14 protein-coding genes are annotated in these 15,715 nt (G+C 76.0%); 3 read left to right on the top strand and 11 right to left on the bottom strand.

What is annotated here, in order from left to right; translation table 11 throughout:
- Positions 1-6 precede the first annotated feature (6 nt).
- From ACVCAH_RS19770 to ACVCAH_RS19750, 5 genes are all read right to left on the bottom strand, one after another.
- Complete coding sequence (locus ACVCAH_RS19770) at positions 7-1,971, bottom strand: TOMM precursor leader peptide-binding protein (protein ID WP_447137650.1); 1,965 nt, start codon at positions 1,969-1,971, stop codon at positions 7-9.
- An 86-nt stretch (positions 1,972-2,057) separates the two neighbouring features.
- The gene (locus ACVCAH_RS19765) at positions 2,058-2,243 is read right to left on the bottom strand and encodes a thiazolylpeptide-type bacteriocin (protein WP_088993326.1); all 186 of its coding nucleotides are present in this window, start codon (positions 2,241-2,243) and stop codon (positions 2,058-2,060) included.
- A gap of 75 nt (positions 2,244-2,318) precedes the next feature.
- Complete coding sequence (locus tag ACVCAH_RS19760) at positions 2,319-2,537, bottom strand: thiazolylpeptide-type bacteriocin (protein WP_231928588.1); 219 nt, start codon at positions 2,535-2,537, stop codon at positions 2,319-2,321.
- Between the two features lie 188 nt (positions 2,538-2,725).
- Positions 2,726-2,908 carry a hypothetical protein gene (locus tag ACVCAH_RS19755; protein WP_088993325.1) on the bottom strand — a complete coding sequence of 61 codons (183 nt, stop codon included), beginning with the start codon at positions 2,906-2,908 and terminating at the stop codon, positions 2,726-2,728.
- A gap of 53 nt (positions 2,909-2,961) precedes the next feature.
- On the bottom strand, positions 2,962-5,103 hold the full coding sequence (locus ACVCAH_RS19750; RefSeq protein WP_447137649.1) for a TOMM precursor leader peptide-binding protein: 2,142 nt from the start codon (positions 5,101-5,103) through the stop codon (positions 2,962-2,964).
- A 492-nt stretch (positions 5,104-5,595) separates the two neighbouring features.
- On the opposite strand from ACVCAH_RS19750, the gene ACVCAH_RS19745 reads away from it, so the two are divergent.
- From ACVCAH_RS19745 to ACVCAH_RS19735, 3 genes are read left to right on the top strand one after another with little or no spacing between them, the layout of a single operon-like run.
- On the top strand, positions 5,596-6,588 hold the full coding sequence (locus ACVCAH_RS19745) for an ATP-binding cassette domain-containing protein (RefSeq protein WP_447137648.1): 993 nt from the start codon (positions 5,596-5,598) through the stop codon (positions 6,586-6,588).
- On the top strand, positions 6,585-7,427 hold the full coding sequence (locus ACVCAH_RS19740; protein ID WP_447137647.1) for an ABC transporter permease: 843 nt from the start codon (positions 6,585-6,587) through the stop codon (positions 7,425-7,427). Before ACVCAH_RS19745 ends, ACVCAH_RS19740 begins: the two co-directional genes overlap by 4 nt.
- A gap of 21 nt (positions 7,428-7,448) precedes the next feature.
- On the top strand, positions 7,449-7,682 hold the full coding sequence (locus tag ACVCAH_RS19735) for a hypothetical protein (protein ID WP_447137646.1): 234 nt from the start codon (positions 7,449-7,451) through the stop codon (positions 7,680-7,682).
- A gap of 14 nt (positions 7,683-7,696) precedes the next feature.
- Here ACVCAH_RS19735 and ACVCAH_RS19730 read toward each other — a convergent pair whose 3' ends face one another.
- From ACVCAH_RS19730 to ACVCAH_RS19705, 6 genes are all read right to left on the bottom strand, one after another.
- A complete protein-coding gene (locus ACVCAH_RS19730) occupies positions 7,697-8,413 on the bottom strand; it encodes a cellulose binding domain-containing protein (protein ID WP_447137645.1) in 717 nt (238 codons plus the stop codon).
- 71 nt (positions 8,414-8,484) lie between these two features.
- The gene (locus tag ACVCAH_RS19725) at positions 8,485-8,862 is read right to left on the bottom strand and encodes a DUF742 domain-containing protein (protein WP_447137644.1); all 378 of its coding nucleotides are present in this window, start codon (positions 8,860-8,862) and stop codon (positions 8,485-8,487) included.
- The gene (locus ACVCAH_RS19720) at positions 8,840-9,289 is read right to left on the bottom strand and encodes a roadblock/LC7 domain-containing protein (RefSeq protein ID WP_447137643.1); all 450 of its coding nucleotides are present in this window, start codon (positions 9,287-9,289) and stop codon (positions 8,840-8,842) included. Before ACVCAH_RS19720 ends, ACVCAH_RS19725 begins: the two co-directional genes overlap by 23 nt.
- Positions 9,286-11,511, bottom strand: a complete 2,226-nt coding sequence (locus ACVCAH_RS19715; protein WP_447137642.1) for a nitrate- and nitrite sensing domain-containing protein — start codon at positions 11,509-11,511, stop codon at positions 9,286-9,288. Before ACVCAH_RS19715 ends, ACVCAH_RS19720 begins: the two co-directional genes overlap by 4 nt.
- On the bottom strand, positions 11,508-14,054 hold the full coding sequence (locus ACVCAH_RS19710) for a LuxR C-terminal-related transcriptional regulator (protein WP_447137641.1): 2,547 nt from the start codon (positions 14,052-14,054) through the stop codon (positions 11,508-11,510). Before ACVCAH_RS19710 ends, ACVCAH_RS19715 begins: the two co-directional genes overlap by 4 nt.
- Positions 14,055-14,056: 2 nt before the next feature.
- On the bottom strand, positions 14,057-15,319 hold the full coding sequence (locus ACVCAH_RS19705; protein ID WP_447137640.1) for an Hsp70 family protein: 1,263 nt from the start codon (positions 15,317-15,319) through the stop codon (positions 14,057-14,059).
- Positions 15,320-15,715: the final 396 nt, after the last annotated feature.

Raw genomic sequence — 15,715 nt, 5'->3', positions numbered from 1 at the left:
GTGCTCCTACGGGAAGGGGTGCGGGTTCGGGTTGCGGCCGGTCGGGCCGAGTTGGTCGGGTCCCTGCCGGCCGCGGGCCAGGTGGCGGGCGAGCCGGTCGCTGAAGAGCACCCGCTGCCGCTGCCAGCCGAAGTCGATGGGGACCAGGGCCGGCGCCACCACCGCCATCGTGTGCACCCCGGCGGTCTCCTGCTCGGGGCAGGTCTGGTCGACCGCGACGACGTCGCCACCGAGCCCGGCGATCAGCCCGGCCAGGTACTCGGTGTCGGCGCGCAGGTCGTCGTGGGTGGGCCGGGTCGCCAGCCAGTCGCCGTACAGCTCGGTCATCGAGCGCAGCGGCGGGTCGTCGAAGAGGAACGCGGCGTGCCGGGTCATCTCCGGCAGCCCGTACAGCAGGGCGTGGTGGCTCAGCTCGGTGACCTTGGTGTAGTCCCGGGTCATCTCCCGCAGTTCCGGCTCGCTGGCGGCGACCCGCTCGTCGAAGCCGGGCACGTAGGACGCGGTCTCGCAGACCGCCGCGCGGACCGCGTCGTCCGGGTCCAGGCTGGCCCCGGCGGCGAAGCAGAGCTGCCCGAGCCCGTCGCCGCGCTTGACCGCGACCGCGGTGACCACCGGGACCGGCAGGTCGGCGCGGGTGTCGAAGAGCCGGATGTCGTAGCCGAGCAGATCCACCCGGTCGAGCATGAAGTGCACCCGCTCGTCCCGGCAGGTGGCCGGGTCGATCTCGGCGAGCCGGGCCGAGCCGTACCAGGCGAGCAGGAAGGCGTCCCGCTCGACGAGTTCGAGCATGCCGTGCAGCAGCGCCTCCTCCGGGCAGCTGCCGCTGGCGCAGCCGTTGGAGCACTCCTGGACGAACTTGCGCTGGTCGGTGCGGCGGTCCAGGTAGTAGACGAGCTGCTCGGGCACCAGCCGCGGGGCGCGGTCGCGCAGCGACCAGCCCCACACCCAGTGCATCGGCTCGGTCGGCGAGTACGGGGCGTAGTAGAGCCCGTGGCCGCGGTAGAAGGCCGGGTGGTAGCCGAGGCCGGCCGGGTCCAGCGCGTCCGGGGCGAGGTTGGCGTAACTGTCGAAGACCGTGGTCCGCCGGGCGCGCGGGAACTGCCCGGCGTACCGTTCCAGCCCCTCCAGCAGCGCGTACGTCTCGCTCGCGCCGTAGCTGTCGGCGTGCCCGCTCCACCACATCTCGTGCAGGTCGTAGCGGCTGCGGACCCGGAAGTACCCGGTGACCGGCGCAGTGGCGGTGGCGTTGTAGGCGCGCAGCGCGTTGCCGCCCAGCGCCCCGGCGACCGGGTTTGCCAGCGCGCCGACCGGCAGGTCCAGCTCCCGGGCCGACCGCAGCCGGTACGCGGACGCGGCCGGCTTCGGCCGGCTGGTCAGCCGGATCACGGCGGCCTCGGCGGTGTCCGGGGCCGGGGTGGCGCAGGCCGGGCACTCCGAGTCGGCGAGCACCTCCACCACGGTGGTCTCCAGGGTGTCCATCCGCAGCTGCCGCAGCCGGCCGACGCCGGGCCGGCCGGGCTGCGGTCGGCCGGCGTCGAGCAGCAGTTGCCACACCGCGTCGACGGCGAACGGGGTCAGGTGCGGCAGGGCCGCCACGGTGCCGACCGGGGCGCCGTGTTCCAGGGCGTGCCGCTCCTCGCGGAGCCGGATGGCCTGCCAGCGCCGCTGCACGCAGACCGGGCACGGGCCGGGCCCCTGGTCGGCCTCGACGGTGGGCGACCAGCGCGGGCCGACCAGCGCGGTGGCCCCGTGCAGCCAGATCGGCACGACGTCACCGGTCAGCCCCGCGCCGTCGTCGTGTTGCAGGTCGGTCAGGCCGAGGGCCGCGATGCGTACGGTGATCCCGTCCAGCGGCGTGCCGGAGCGGGCCGGCCGGGTCGCGCGGTCCTGGCGTCGCTGGTGCAACGCCTCACCGAGGTGCTTGAGGCTGGGGTCCCACCCGGTCGAGGTGGTCCGGACGTCGACGATCATGCGGTTCACCTGTCTGGCTCGCTACGGTTGCGGGGCGGACCGGGCGCCCCGCCGGCGTGGCTCGCCGGCGGGGACGGTGGCGACGGTCAGCCGCCGCCGCATCCGGTGCTGGTGCTGCTGCTGCAGCAGCTCGACGTGCTGCAGCTGCAGCAGCTCGAGCAGGAACAGCTGGAGCTGGACCAGTCCATGACCATCGCGTCGACGGCGTCGACGTCCTCGATCTCGAACGTCTCCGTCTCCAGCGCGCGCAGTTCCTCAGTCAGTTCCGGCATTTCCTTCCACCTCCCGTCGGTGATTCCGGGCCACGACGCGGGCCGGCCGTCCGGAGCGACCGGCCGCGCCGCGGCTCAGCTGGTGCTGCTGCAACTCGACGAGGTGCAGCTGCAACAACTGGACGTGCTGCAACTGGAGCAGCTCGACGTGCTCGTGCTGCTGCTGCAGATGTCCATGAGGTCGGCGGACAGGTCCGCGATGTCCTCGACCTCGAACGTCTCGGTCTGCAGGTCACGCAGTTCGCTGCGGACCGAGTCGGGCAGTGCGCCGGATGTCAGGGGTTGTGTCGGCACGGGCCTCTCCTTGAGCCACGGTCAGCGCCAGTCGTCGGTGGTCTGCGCCCGCACCACCACGGTGGATCCAGCGGAGGCACGCAGGGGCTACTCGCCGGTGTCGGCCGGCGGCGGATGGTGCGTCGTCTTGCGGTGTCCCACCAGGACTGGAAGTCGTCGGCGTCGGGGGGTCAACCCCGGACGCCCGGTCAGCCGCAGCTGGAGGTGCTGGTGCTGGTGCTGCAGCAGCTCGACGTGCTGCAACTGCAGCAGCTGGAGCAGGAGCAGCTGGAGCTGCTCGCGGCGAGCGCCTCGCCGCCGTCCTCGACCTCCTCGATCTCGAAGGTCTCGGTCTCCAGCTCGCGGAGCTCGTCGTTCAAAGTAATCGGCATGTGTCCACCTCCTTCCAGGGTGCGTGCCTCGCCGGGACCACTGGTGTGGTGGTTCAGTCGGCCGCGCGGCCGTCGTGACGCAGCAGCACCACGCCGCTGCGGAAGGCCCCGCTGGCCCGGACGTCCCGGGTGGTGGTCTCGACCAGCAGGGCGTCGATCCCGCGCTCGGCCAACGCGGCCAGCACGGCGGCCCGGTCGGTGACGCCGGCCGGGACGGCCGGGCCGGTGGCGGCGCGGGTGGTGACCGCCGCCGGGTCGAAGTCGCGCAGCACCGGGTCACCGAGGTCGGCGTCGGCGCCCTCGAAGTGCCGCACCTGCACCCGCCCGACCGCGTCCCGCACGGCCGCCAACCGGGTGGACACCGGGTCGAAGCCGCCGGCCAGCGCCCAGCCACGGTCGCCGCCGTCCGGAGACTCGGTGACGGCGAGCACCGCGTGCGCGGGGGCGGCCGCGCCCAGGGCGAAGACCGACAGCCGGCGGCCGAACCGGTGCGCCGCCCTGACCACGAACGCGGTGTCGTCGTCGTCGACCAGCTCCTCCTCGGCCAGCACCCGCAGGTCACCCCGGCCGCGCAGGGCGGCGGTCAGCGCGTGGTACGCCACCGCGTCGGCCAGCCCCTGGTCGATCACGCCGTCGACGGTGGCGGCGACGGCCGCGCCGGCCACGGTCGGCTCGGCCCAGCCCTCGGCGTTCAGGGCGGAGGTGGGCAGGGCCAGCGCGGCCGGCACCCAGACGCTCTCCCCCTGCCCCAGCACCACCGCGGGCAGCCAGCGGGTACGCCGCCCCGGCTCGTCGGGCGGCGCGCCGGTCGCCGGGTCCAGTTCCGGCCACGGCACCGGATGCTCGCCCCGCTCGCGCAGCTCGCCGGCCGACGCCGTCAGCACGGCGGCCGGGTCCGGGTACCGCGCGACGTGGTCGCGGACCGCCACCCGGTAGGCCGCCAGCCGGGCGTTCATCACGGTGTCCACGTCGAAGGCGGTCACCTCGCGCGGGCTGCGCCGGCCGGGCAGCCGCAGCCGGGCGGTCTTCAGCGGCGCCTGCTCCAGCGGGTCGTCCACGAAGCGGGTGAAGACGCCGGCGTACGGGGAGACCAGCGCCTCGGCCCGCTGGTAGGTCTCGTCGTCGGAGGCGGGGGGTGCCGGCGGTGCGGCCACCTCGACGTGCCGGCAGACCGGGCAGGCGGGGTGCGGCAGCACCCGTTCCCGGCTGGACTCCAGCGTGGTCGAATCGAGCAGCAGGACGCCCGCGGCCGTGTCCGGCGGCACGGCGCCGGTGCGGGCGCGGAAGAGTTCGAAGGCGGCGGCGTTGCCCAGCATCCACCCGGTCACCTCGGGCAGAAACGCCGGCTCGCCGGCGCCGACGGCGACCCGGCGCCAGAAGTCCGCGGCCGCCGCCGGGTCGGCGGCGGCGGTGAGCCGCAGCTGGGCGCAGCACCAGCAGGGCGTCTGCCCGGCCGCGACGGTCGGGCCGACCACCGCCCGGTCGGCGTCCCAGACCACCGGCACCAGCAGCGGGCCGTCCCGGTGCCAGCCGCGGGCCAGCTCGGCCAGCCGGGCCAGGCCGTCCGGGCCGGCGCAGTAGAGCACGGCGTCCGCCCGGGTGGCGGCCAGCGGCCCGGTGCCGACGGTGACCTCGACGGGCAGCCCGTCGGCGCGCAGTTCGTCCAGCTCGGGCCGCAGCGCCTCCAGATAGGACCCCGGGTCGTCGTCCGGGTGCAGGTCCAGCCGGAGGCAGCCGTTGCGGAGCAGGCCGGCGGCCGCGGCCAGCAGCGCCGCTCCCCCGCCGCCGAGCGCCACCCGGGCGGTGTGGAAGCGCAGGAACCGCCCGGTCGCGTCGTCGGCGAAGTGGTCGACGAACTCGATCTGGGCGGCGAAGCGGCGGGCCACCGGCTCCGCCACCTCGGCGCGGTGGCCGGCGTCCTTGGCGAAGCCCCGGGCGACCAGGGCGCGCACCAGGGTGAGCACGGTCTGTCGCTGTCCGGGTTCCAGCGTGGCGGTGAGCTGCGCGAGCGTGTGCTCACCGGTCAGGTAGGGGCTCAGCGAGCTCAACCAGCGGAACGCGGACCGGCCCTTGATCAGGAACGCGGTGTCCGGACCGCGCAGGTAGGCGCCGGCCGGCGCGTCCAGGAACACCACGTCGTGCCGGAGCTTGGGTCGCATTTCAAGGGTCACTCCACCGTCCGGCGACTGGCTCATCTGGGCTCCCATGCCAACGACCACGGTCATCTCTAAAGTGCCTTCATGCTGCCCAAGATCAACTCATTCGTCAACAGAATGTTTTGCGGCCGGTAGTGGCGGTGGTGAATTGATGGGGCGTGAGCTGCGGATAAGACAAATTCCCCGGCCGCCCCGGATGCCGGGCCTTCCGGCGGCGATCGACCTCCGCTACGCTGTGGGACGTCGTCAGCGCTGCCGCAGGTCAGAGGCTTTTACATCGTTCCAGGACGACGGCCTCGGCCAGCGCGCAAGGTGGCGGCCGAGCCCAGGACGGGACACTGGTCACGACCTGGGCTTTGCCTTAACGAGCAGTTAATTGACCGCACGCAAATAACGCTGCGTCGCGGTCAGGAATTCGAAGGACTGCCGGATGAACAGACAGCCAAATGTAGGCGCCGGAGTGCTCGAGCAGCCGCGTACGATTGCGGCGTCGCGTTGAAGAATGACCGTTTTGCCATTGAACTGCACGAGGTGACCAAGCGTTATCCCGGCGGGGTGACCGCGGTCGACGGTCTCGACCTGCGGGTGCGTACGGGCGAGGTGCTCGGCTTCCTCGGGCCGAACGGCGCAGGCAAGACGACCACCATGCGCATGCTGGTCGGGCTGGTCCGCCCCACCAGCGGGCGGATCCGGGTGCTGGGCCTGCCGCCGGGCGCGCCCGGTCAGCTGGCCCGGGTCGGCGCCCTCATCGAGTCGCCGGCCTTCTACCCCCACCTGTCCGGTCTGGACAACCTGCGGCTGGCCGCCCGCCTGGCCGGAGTGCCCGACAGCGCCGCCGACCGGGTGCTCGCCGAGGTCGGCCTGGCCGGCCGGGCGCGGTCGGCGTTCCGCACCTACTCGCTGGGCATGAAGCAGCGGCTCGGGGTGGCGGCCGCGCTGCTCAAGGATCCGACCCTGCTGATCCTGGACGAGCCGACGAACGGCCTCGACCCGGCCGGCGTCTCCGAGATCCGCGACCTGCTCCGCTCGCTCGGGCAGCGGGGGCGGACGGTGCTGCTCTCCAGCCACGTCCTCGGCGAGGTGGAGCAGGTCTGCGACCGCATCGCCGTGCTCGACCACGGTCGACTGATCGCCGACGGCAGCCCCGACGACCTGCGCGGGGCGCTGGGCCAGGCGGTGCTGCTGATCGACGCCGCCCCGGTGGACAGGGCGGTCGCCTGCCTGCGCGAGCACGACCGGGTCCGGGCGGTCGAGGTGGTCGACGGCGGGCTCCGGGTCACCACCGATCCGGCGCTGGCCGCGGACCTCAACCGACGGCTCGTCGAGGCGGGCGTCGACGTGCGGGAGCTCCGCCCGCTGCGCCATTCGCTGGAGGAGGCCTTCCTGGAACTGACCGCCGCGCACCGGGACGCGCCGGCGGGACCGCGCCGCGACGAGCCGGCGGCGTCGGAGCCCGACGCGTCACCAGCCCCGGATCGTGGTGACCGCCACGCGTCCCCGACTGGAACGGGAGGCACCCGATGATCGCCTCGGTCCGCGCGGCGTGGTTCGCCGACCGGAAGCGCCCGGCGGTGTGGACGGTCACCCTGACCTGGACCGTCCTCGCGCTCGCCTTCGGCATCGGCATCCCCTACCTGGTGCACCTCGCGCTGGCCGGCGACCCGAAGCAGGCGGAGGCCGCCGAGTCCCTGCTCGCCGCCGTCCTGCCCGGCCAGCTCGTCACCACCGGCATCGGGCTGTTCCCGCTCTTCGGCGGCGCCATCGTGGTCATCCTCGGCGCCCTGGTGGTCGGCAACGAGTACCGCTGGGGCACGCTGAACCTGATCTTCACGCAGCGGCCGCGGCGGGCCCAGGTGATGGCCGGGCACGCCGTCGTGCTGTGCGGGCTGACCCTGCTGCTCGTGGTGTCCACCTTCACCGCGCTCGCGCTGGTCACCGGGGTGCTGGCCGCGGTGGAGGGACGGTCCCCCGGCTGGCCGTCGGTCGGGGAGCTCGCCGGGGCGGTGGCCGCCGCCTGGCTGATCTGCACGGCGCACGCCGGGGTCGGCTGGTTCCTCGCGATCGCCTTCCGCAGCACCGCCACCGCGATCGCCGTCGGTCTGGTGTGGACGCTGGTGCTGGAGAACGCGGTCAGCGGGCTCGCCCTGGTGCTCACCCCGTTGACGGCGCTGCAGAAGGTGCTGCTGGCACCGAGTTCCGGCGCGCTGGCCGGTGCGCTGGGCGCCCGGTCCCAGTTCGACGGGGGCACGCCCGGGGTGCTCGACGCCGCCGGCTCCGTGCTGCCGGGCGCCGTCCTGGCCGGATACGTCCTGCTGACGTTCGGACTGGGCACCTGGCTGGCGGTCCGCCGGGACGTCGGCTGAGCGGCCGGAAGGGAGGCCACGGTGGATTTCCTGCTCGCCTTCGGGTTGACCGGGCTGGTGGCGTCGGGCGGCTGGATCGCCTGGGCGGCGGCCCGCGGCTGGTCCCGGCTGAGCGACCGGCGGCACGAGCTGCGGCTGGCCCGCGCTCGCGCGGCGGCGGAGATCCGCCGGGCCGAACTGGCCGCTCAGGTCCGCGAGATCGAGCTGGCCAACGAGACCTACCAGGACTTCGTCCGCCGCCACCCGGACGGCTGAACCGCCCGGCCGGGTCAGTCCGGCAGGCCGGCGCAGGGGGTGCCGTCGATGGTGCAGGCCGTCGGGCTCGAGCTGAGCGGGGCGCCGGTCACCCGGAAGGTGACCCGCACCGAACCGCCGGCGGGGACCGCTCCGCCGGCCCCGTCCGGCACGAAGGTCCACGTCGCGCCGTCCCGGCTGGCCCGGGCGCCGCTGACCGAGGTGACCTCCAGGGACTCCCGGGGGAGCGTGACGACCAGAATCCAGTCGGTCACCCGGCTCCGCCCGGGATTGCGGACGGTCACCGCCGCGCCGTAGCTGAGCAGGGCGCGCTCCTCGATGGCGAACTCGGCGCCCAGCGCCACGGTGGCCGGCGGCGTACCGGTGGGGCCGGACCCGCTCGGCGCGGCCGACGAGGTCGCCGCGGTGCTCGGGCGCGGGGCCGTCGGGCGGGCGGCGGGCGGCTCGGCCTGCACCCCGGCGCCGTCCGCCGGTGGAGCCGGTGGCACCGCGACCTTCGACGGCGGGTCGAGGGCCACCGGAGCCAGCCGCTCCGGCGTCCGCAGCACCACCATGACGGCGGCCGCCGTCGCGACCAGCACCACCAACCCGGCGATCACCGCGAGCCGGACGACCGCCGGCCCGTCACCCCAACCGATGGCGGCGCGCCGCACGGACCCGGCGACCGCCAGGACCCGGTCGAGCACGATGATCGCCACGGTCCGCCGTGGCTGCGGCGGTGCTGCCGGCATTACCTTCTCCCCCTACAGATCGTCCGCCGGGCATGCTGCCGCGCCCTGTGCGGCGGGCCCCCCCGGCCCGGTCACAGCGCGCGAAGCCCGGCCAGCAGCTCCTTGAGCAGCGCCTCGGTCGGCAACGCGGACAGCATCGGTGGCTCGTGCGTCTCGACCAGCCCGGTCTCCGCCAGGTCGGCGAGCAGCACCCGCACGGTACCCACCGGCAGATCCAGCTCCGCACCGACCTCGGCCACCGACAGCGGACGCCGGCACAGCTCGACGATCCGCGCCTGCTCCGGAAAGAGCTGGGCGGCGGGAGCGGCGGGCCGACTCACCACCAGGGTGATCAGGTCGAACCGCCCCTGGTCGGGCGCACTGCGGCCGCGGGTCATCGCGTACGGCCGGACCACCGGACCCGCGTCGTCGTCGTACCACGCCTCGTCAGCGTCGCCGTTCGGTCGCACCGGTGTCCCCGCTCGTCGCCATCGCGGCCGGCTCCAGGTACACCGGCAGGTGCCGTTCGGCCTGCCCCACGAAGAGCGCCACCTCGTACGCCATGTCGCCGACCTCGGCGTCACCGCCGATCCGCACGGTGAGGATCGCCCCGTTGCGGGTGGTGGCGACGAACAGGAACGCCCGGGCCATCTGCACCACCACCTGCCGCAGCGCGCCGCCGACGCAGACCCGGGTGGCCGCCATGCCCAGAGCCTCCAGTCCGGCGATCATGCTGGACAGCTGGGCGCCCAGCTCGTCGTCGACGTCCCGGGAGGCGCCAAGCAGCAGCCCGTCCGGGGACAGCACCACCGCGAAATCGGCCCCGGGCACCCGGTCGACCAGGTCGTTCAGGGCGGCGGTCAGGCTGTCGGCACTGACCACTGATTGCGTCATCATCGTCCTCTCGGTCCTCGGGGTACCGGCATCTCGACCGTGTCGGAGCCGACGGTGCCCGGCCCGGGCCGCACCGACCCGGGCCGGCGGTCGCGTACCGGCAGGCCGCCGCTGTCGACGCGCGACCCCGGGCCGGGCCGCGCCGGTGGCCGGTCCGGGTCACCCGTCCCGGCCGATTCGCCGAGCGCCCCGTCCGGTGCGCCGTCCGCTCCGCTCGCGGCCACCAGGCCGGCCGGCAGCCACACGACCGCCGCCGTTCCGCCCCGCGGGCCGGGACGCAGCGAGACCCGGATGCCGTGGCGGGCGGCGAGCCGCGCGGCGGCGTACAACCCCGCGCGACCCTGCGGGGGGCCGCCCGGTGGCGGGTCGCCGAGCAGGCCGTTCAGCTCGGCCAGCACGGCGGCGTCCAGCCCCGGCCCGTCGTCGGTGACCACGATGGAGCAGCCCCGAGCCGTGGCCTCGGCGGCGACCCGCACGGTGGTGTTCTCCGGCGAGCAGACCAGCGCGTTCTCGATCAGCTCGGCCAGCAGGTGGACCACGTCGGTGACCGCCGGCCCGGCGAGCGTCCACGGCCAGTGCGCCGTGACGAGGACGCGCTGGTAGTCCGCGACCTCGGCGACCGCGCCGCGCGCCGCGTCCAGCAGCGGCACCGGCCGCCGCCAGCGCCGGGCCGGCGTCGCGCCGGCGAGGGTGACCACCGTCTCCACGTTGCGCCGGACCCGGGTGACCAGGTGGTCGAGCCGGAACAGCTCGGCGGCCTCGGCCGCCGAGCGCTCGCGGCGCTCCAGCGCGTCCAGCAGGGTGAACTGGTCACGCAGCAGGGCCTGGTTGCGCTGGGTCAACCGCAGGAACAGCTCGTGCAGGGCAGGCTCCCCCGCACCCGGGTCCCGACCCGGCCCGGTGATGTCGGCGACCGCCGTCCCGCCGCGCCGGCCCGCCACCGCGGACAGGTGCGGTTCGGCGGAGGCCGGCCCGGCGGGTGGGCCGAAGCCGACCGGTCCGCGCCGGTCGGCGAAGGGCCCGGCGGACGCTCCGGAGCCGACCGGTCCACTCCGGACGGCGAAGGGCCCGCCGGCCGACTCCGGCCCGGTCCGGATGCCGTCGGACCGGTCCGGGTCGCCGGCCGGCGACGACGCGACCGGGTCCCGGTCGGCCGGGTGGCCCACCGGCGACGGCGCGCCCCGGTCCCGCCCGGTCAGCCCGAAGCCGGCCGCCGGACCGGCCAGCCGGCGGACCGTGCCGAGCCAGCTGAACAGCAGGGCGAGCACGACGACCAGGCCGAGGCCGAGTACCACGCCGGTCCGGAGCACCACCAGCGCGGCGCCGGGCGTGGCCCGCTCGACGCTGTCCCGGGCGGCCGACTTCACCAGCGCATGCAGCCCGGCCAGGGCCGGGTCCACCGCCGCCCGCCACTGCTCGGTGGTCGGCACCGGTCCGTCGTCGCCGGTGCGGACCAGTCGGTCCTCCAGCGCGAGCAGGGCGCCGAAGCCCGGTCCCTCCACCAGGTCGCGGTGGTCGTCCCGGTCGGCGGCCGGCAGCCCGGCGGCCGCCTCGGTGCGGGCGTACCGGTGGGTGGTGACCAGTTCGGTCAGCCGGAGCCGATCGTCGGTGGTGAGCCAGCCGTTGGTCAGCGCGGCGCTGAGCAGGGTGTCCTCCCGGGCGAGCAGCTCGCGGGCCCGGGCGAGTGCGATCACCGCCCGGGTCTCGGCGGCCAGGCCGCTCTCCCGCGCCCCCCACTCCGGTCCGTAGACCGCGAACGCGGCGTCGATCAGCCGGTGGTAGCCGGAGATCGACCCGGCCCGGCCGACGTCCGCCTCGGCCCGCAGCCCGGCCAGCCCGCCCAGCTGCCGGACCAGCTCGTCGACCCGGTCCGGGACCGGGCCGGCGGTGAGCAGGCGGAGGTCGGGACCGTCGGTGGCCGCCCGGAGGACGTCGACCCAGCGGTCGGTGTTCGCCCGCGCGCCGGCCAGGCCGACGCGGGCCCGGTCGGCCCCGGCGATCGCCTCCGCGGTGAGCCGGCGCTCGTACTGCAGATCGAGGATCAGCCGGTCGGTGGGCTGCCCGAAGGCCTCGGCCAGTGCCCGCACCCGGAGCAGCTCGGTGGCGTCCCGGGCGGTCAGGTAGGCGGTGTACGACCAGAGCACGAGCAGCACGACGGCGAGCGCGGCGAGCTGCCGCCGGATCCGCGGATCGCCGGGCCGGGCCGTGGCGTCGGGCCGGGTCACGGCGCCGGCCGTTCCGGCCAGGGCCGGCCGGACCCGTCGCCCGAGCGGTCGGCCACCAGCGTCCGCAGCAGCGCGAGCAGTTCGGCCCGGTTGGCGCAGTTGAGCCGGGACCGCATCCGCGCCACGTGGTGCTCCACCGTCTTCGCCGAGATGAACAGCCGGTCGCCGATCTCGCGGTAGGTCAGCCCGGCCACCACCAGTTCGGCCACCTCGCGTTCCCGGTCACTGAGCCGGTGCGGCGCGGGGCTGGCGATCGCCTCGGCGCCCTCGACGCCGGCCCGCGGCGCGCCCTTGGCCCCGGCCGGCCGGCCCTGCAACATCCGGGCGCAGTCCAGCAGCGCGGTCATCGCCCGCCGGTCCGAGGTGCGGATCGCCGCCTGCCCGGCGAGCCGCGCGCCGTCCCAGCACAGGCCGGCGTCGTGCAGCCCGCGGGCGGCCGCCTCCACCCGGACCGGGTCGACGACGCCGCGCAGCACCTCCACCCAGCTCGCCGCGGCGGCGGCGACCACGGCGGCGTACCGGCTGTGGTCGGCGGCGGCGAGCAGGGCGGCCACGTGTTCGTCGGCGGCCGCCGGTTCCTCGGTGAGGATCGCCGCGTGCAGCCCGCTCCAGTGCAGCGGTGCGCTCCACAGGGGCGGGTCGCCGAGCCGGGCCAGCAGCAGCCGGGCCTCCCGCAGGTAGGGCTCCAGCCGGCTCAGGTCGCCCAGCCGCGCGCCGGCGATCGCCAGCTCGCCGAGCGGCAGCAGGGTGAACAGGTCGACCGGGTGGCGGACCAGGGCCTCCAGCGCGTGTCCCCAGCCCCGCTGGAGGGCGCCGAGGTCGCTGTTGCGCCGCGCGATGCCCAACTCCAGCGCGGTGGCGAAGAGCAGGTCCCGCGACTCGAGCGGCCGGCCGCCGGTCACCGACCCGAGGCGGTCGGCGGCGAGCACCGTACGGCCCCGGACCATCGCGATCCAGGCCTGCAACAGCCGGTGCCGCCGGGCCAGCAGCGGTCCGCCGGTGCCACTGGCGACGGCCCGGTCGAGCACCCGTTCCCCGACGTCCAGCTCGCCGCAGTGCAGGGCGGTCAGCGCGGCGAGCGCGGCCGGGCTGTCCGGCAGCAGCACCGCCCGGCCGGCCGGTTCGAGCAGCGCGGCCGCCTGCACCAGGGTGGAGAGCGCGGCGGTGGGCGGGCCGCCGATGCTGGCGGAGATCCCGTCGGCCATCAGCCGGGCCGCGCTGGCGTGCAGGGTGGGCGGCCCGTCGGCGCCCGGCCGGGCCGGTTCGGCGCGGTCGGCCGGGTGGCCGGCGGCGAGCGCGCCGACGGCGGCGAACGCCGTCGCCGAGGCGCTTCCCGACCAGCGGTACAGCTCGACGCTGCGGCCGACCTGGCCGCGGTGCGCGAGCGCCGTCGCGGCGACCACCGCCGCCTCCGCGCGGTCGGCGGGCGCGGCCGTGTCGAGCAGCCGGTCGGCCAGCCGGAGGGCGGCGTCCAGGTCGCCGGCGAGGGCGGCGGCGACCGCCTGCCGGACGGCCACCGGCCGACCGGCGGCCGCCGCGGCGGCGAACAGCTCCGCGGCCAGCACCGGCTCGCCGGCCAGCGCCTCCTCGGCCGCTGCCGCCAGCGTCGGGCCGGGACAGTCGGCGGCCACGCCGGCCGCGAGCAGCGAGCGGACCAGCGGGAGCACCGGCCCGCCGCGGGCGAGCTGCACCTCGGTCAGCCGGCGCCACACCGCGGTGCGGTCGGTGGCCGGGCTCAGCGCGGCCACCGCCCGGCGCACGATCGGCGCGAGCCGGCCGTCCGCGCCGAGCAGCCCGGCCGCCCGGGTCGCCGAGACGAGGTCGTCCACCTCCTCCGGCGTCCGCCCGAGCAGCGGGCCGAGCAGGTCGACCGGCAGCGGCACGCCGGCGGCGACGGCGAGCAGCAGCCGGCGTACGTCGGGGGCCAGCTCTTCCAGGTCCGGCGCGAACTCGAGCACCGCCTGCCGCGCCGGTTCGGCGGGTACGCCACCGCCCTGCCCGGGCAGCCCACGGACCAGTCGCTCGACGTCCCGCGGTACCCCGCCGGTCTGGCTGTGCACGAAGTCGACCAGGTCGGGCCGGCGGCCGAGGTCGGCGGCGGCGAGGTAGGCCGCAGTCTGCTCGCGGGCAAACGGGGTGAGCAGGACCAGCTGCCCGTCCCGGCGCAGCGCCTCGGCCAGCTCGGCCAGCGCCGCCGGCCGGGGCCACGGCCGGTAGCCGACGGCCAGCCGGTGCCGGCGGGCGACCACCAGGGCGTGCAGCGCCCGCAGCCGCGCGTCGTCGAGCAGGTGCGCGTCGTCGACCAGCAGCACCGCGGCCGGGTCGACCGCGTCGGCGGCCGCCGGAACGCCCTCCAGCACGGTCGTCCCGGCCTGCCGGTAGATCCGGGCCAGCTCCCGCAGGTACGCGCTGCGGCCGTGCCCGCCGGGCCCGGTCACGCCGAGCGTGAGCGGCGCGTCCGGGTCCCTGGCCACGGCGTCGAGCAGGGCCCGTGGCCCCGGGTCCAGCACCAGCCGGGACCCGGCGACGCTACTCATGATCATGGTCATCCTTCGCGTCCCCGCCCTCGCGCGAGCGCCAGGCGGGACGCCTTCGGCAGTTCCAGTGGGGTGATCCGGATCGGCGGCCGGGGTGGTGGCTCGCCGGGCATCGGCCGATCCAGGTCGGGTCGCCGCCGCGCCGGCACGGTGGCCCGGCCCGAGCCGCTGACCGGGGCGTCCGGCACCGGTTCGCGCTGCGGCGGACGCGGCGCGACCACCTGGCAGGCGGCCAGCGCCGCCCCGGTGGCGGCGGTCAGCTGCGGGTCGGGCTCCACCTCGACCGGCACCGGGAAGGCCGCGGCGAGCACGTCGGCGACCAGCGGGATCCGGGTGGAGCCGCCGGCGAGCAGCACGCCGTCGAGCTGCGCCGGCTGCAACCCGGCGGAGTGGACGGTCCGCACCAGCAGGTCGGCGGTGGCCTGCACGGCCGGCCGGATCAGGTCCTCGAACCGGGCCCGGCTCACCGGCACCCGGGCCGGGCCGGTCGGCAGGGTCAGCAGCACGTCGGTGTCGGCGTCCACGGTCAACTCACGCTTGGCCCGCTCGCACTCCGGCAGCAGCCCGCGCAGCACGGCCTGCGCCGCCCGCGGGCCGGCGGCCCCGAGTTCCCGGGCCAGCACGGTGCGGACATGGTCGGCCAGCGCCTCGTCGAAGTCGACCCCGCCGACCCAGTCGAGCCCCTGCGGAAGGCCGAACGTCTCGTACGTGCCGCGCGGGGTGTGCCGCACCAGGGCCGCCTCGAAGGTGGCGCCGCCGAGCGCGTACACCGCCGCCGAGTCACCCGGGAAACCCCGGGCCGCGTGGCTCTCGGCCACCGTGACCGTCCGGGGCAGCAGCGTCACCGCGCCCAGCCCGAACTCCCACAGGGCGCGGCGCAGCAGGTCCCGCCGGTGCCGGCCCCAGCCGGCGGGGTGGCTGAGCACGACGGCGTCCGCGGGCTCGCCCTCCCGGTCGTGGACGCGCTCCACCACCCAGGTCGCCAGCGCGGCGGTCAGCGTCTGCGGCGAGCACGGCTCACCGGCGAGCAGCAGGGGCACGTCGTCGCCGACCCGGCCGACGAAGCCCCGGGCGGTACGGCCGGGGTCGGCCCCGGCGGGCTCGCCGACCAGGAACATTCCGTCGGTCGACAGGCGCACCACCGACGGCAGCGTGACGGATCCGTCATCCAGGGTGACCGGCTCCGGGCGGGTCCAGGTGGCACCCCGGCGCCGGGCCACAGTGGCCACGGTCGTGGTGCTCCCGATGTCTATCCCCAGGACGTACGGCATCCGCTTCTTTCCTCACCGCGAGTTGGCCGGTCGGCGGCGACGGTGTCGACACCCGGCGGCGACCACCCCCGGCGAAACCCCCGTGGGCTCCTACGTTCGTACCAGAGATCACTCCCGGATCGGGACCCTAACTCTGGCCGGCCCGAGTCCCCCAGTCCCCCTAACGTACGAGGGGGCTGGCACCCTAATCCGGCGGGGTGGGTTGCGGGCCGTTCCCCGATGCCCGGTGCCGAGCCCGGGCCGTACGGTCACTGTCGACGATCGCCGGTCACCGACGCCAACGAGGAGAACGCGCACCATGCCGCACCAGACCCTGCACGACTTCGTGCTCAACCTGCTCACCGACCCGGACGCGCGGTCGGCCTTCGACCTCGACCCGGAGGGCGCGCTGCAGGC

This window comes from Micromonospora sp. LZ34 (assembly GCF_052981855.1).
The sequence above is the reverse complement of the archived record's forward strand: the minus strand, read 5'-3'. Positions and strand labels throughout refer to the sequence as shown.

What these genes read in the sequence shown, in the direction of transcription:
- ACVCAH_RS19770 (WP_447137650.1), bottom strand. Translation starts at nt 1,971, where the DNA reads ATGATCGTCGACGTCCGGACCACCTCGACCGGGTGGGACCCCAGCCTC.
- ACVCAH_RS19765 (WP_088993326.1), bottom strand. Translation starts at nt 2,243, where the DNA reads ATGCCGGAACTGACTGAGGAACTGCGCGCGCTGGAGACGGAGACGTTC.
- ACVCAH_RS19755 (WP_088993325.1), bottom strand. Translation starts at nt 2,908, where the DNA reads ATGCCGATTACTTTGAACGACGAGCTCCGCGAGCTGGAGACCGAGACC.
- ACVCAH_RS19750 (WP_447137649.1), bottom strand. Translation starts at nt 5,103, where the DNA reads ATGAGCCAGTCGCCGGACGGTGGAGTGACCCTTGAAATGCGACCCAAG.
- ACVCAH_RS19740 (WP_447137647.1), top strand. Translation starts at nt 6,585, where the DNA reads ATGATCGCCTCGGTCCGCGCGGCGTGGTTCGCCGACCGGAAGCGCCCG.
- ACVCAH_RS19730 (WP_447137645.1), bottom strand. Translation starts at nt 8,413, where the DNA reads ATGCCGGCAGCACCGCCGCAGCCACGGCGGACCGTGGCGATCATCGTG.
- ACVCAH_RS19720 (WP_447137643.1), bottom strand. Translation starts at nt 9,289, where the DNA reads ATGATGACGCAATCAGTGGTCAGTGCCGACAGCCTGACCGCCGCCCTG.
- ACVCAH_RS19710 (WP_447137641.1), bottom strand. Translation starts at nt 14,054, where the DNA reads ATGATCATGAGTAGCGTCGCCGGGTCCCGGCTGGTGCTGGACCCGGGG.
- ACVCAH_RS19705 (WP_447137640.1), bottom strand. Translation starts at nt 15,319, where the DNA reads ATGCCGTACGTCCTGGGGATAGACATCGGGAGCACCACGACCGTGGCC.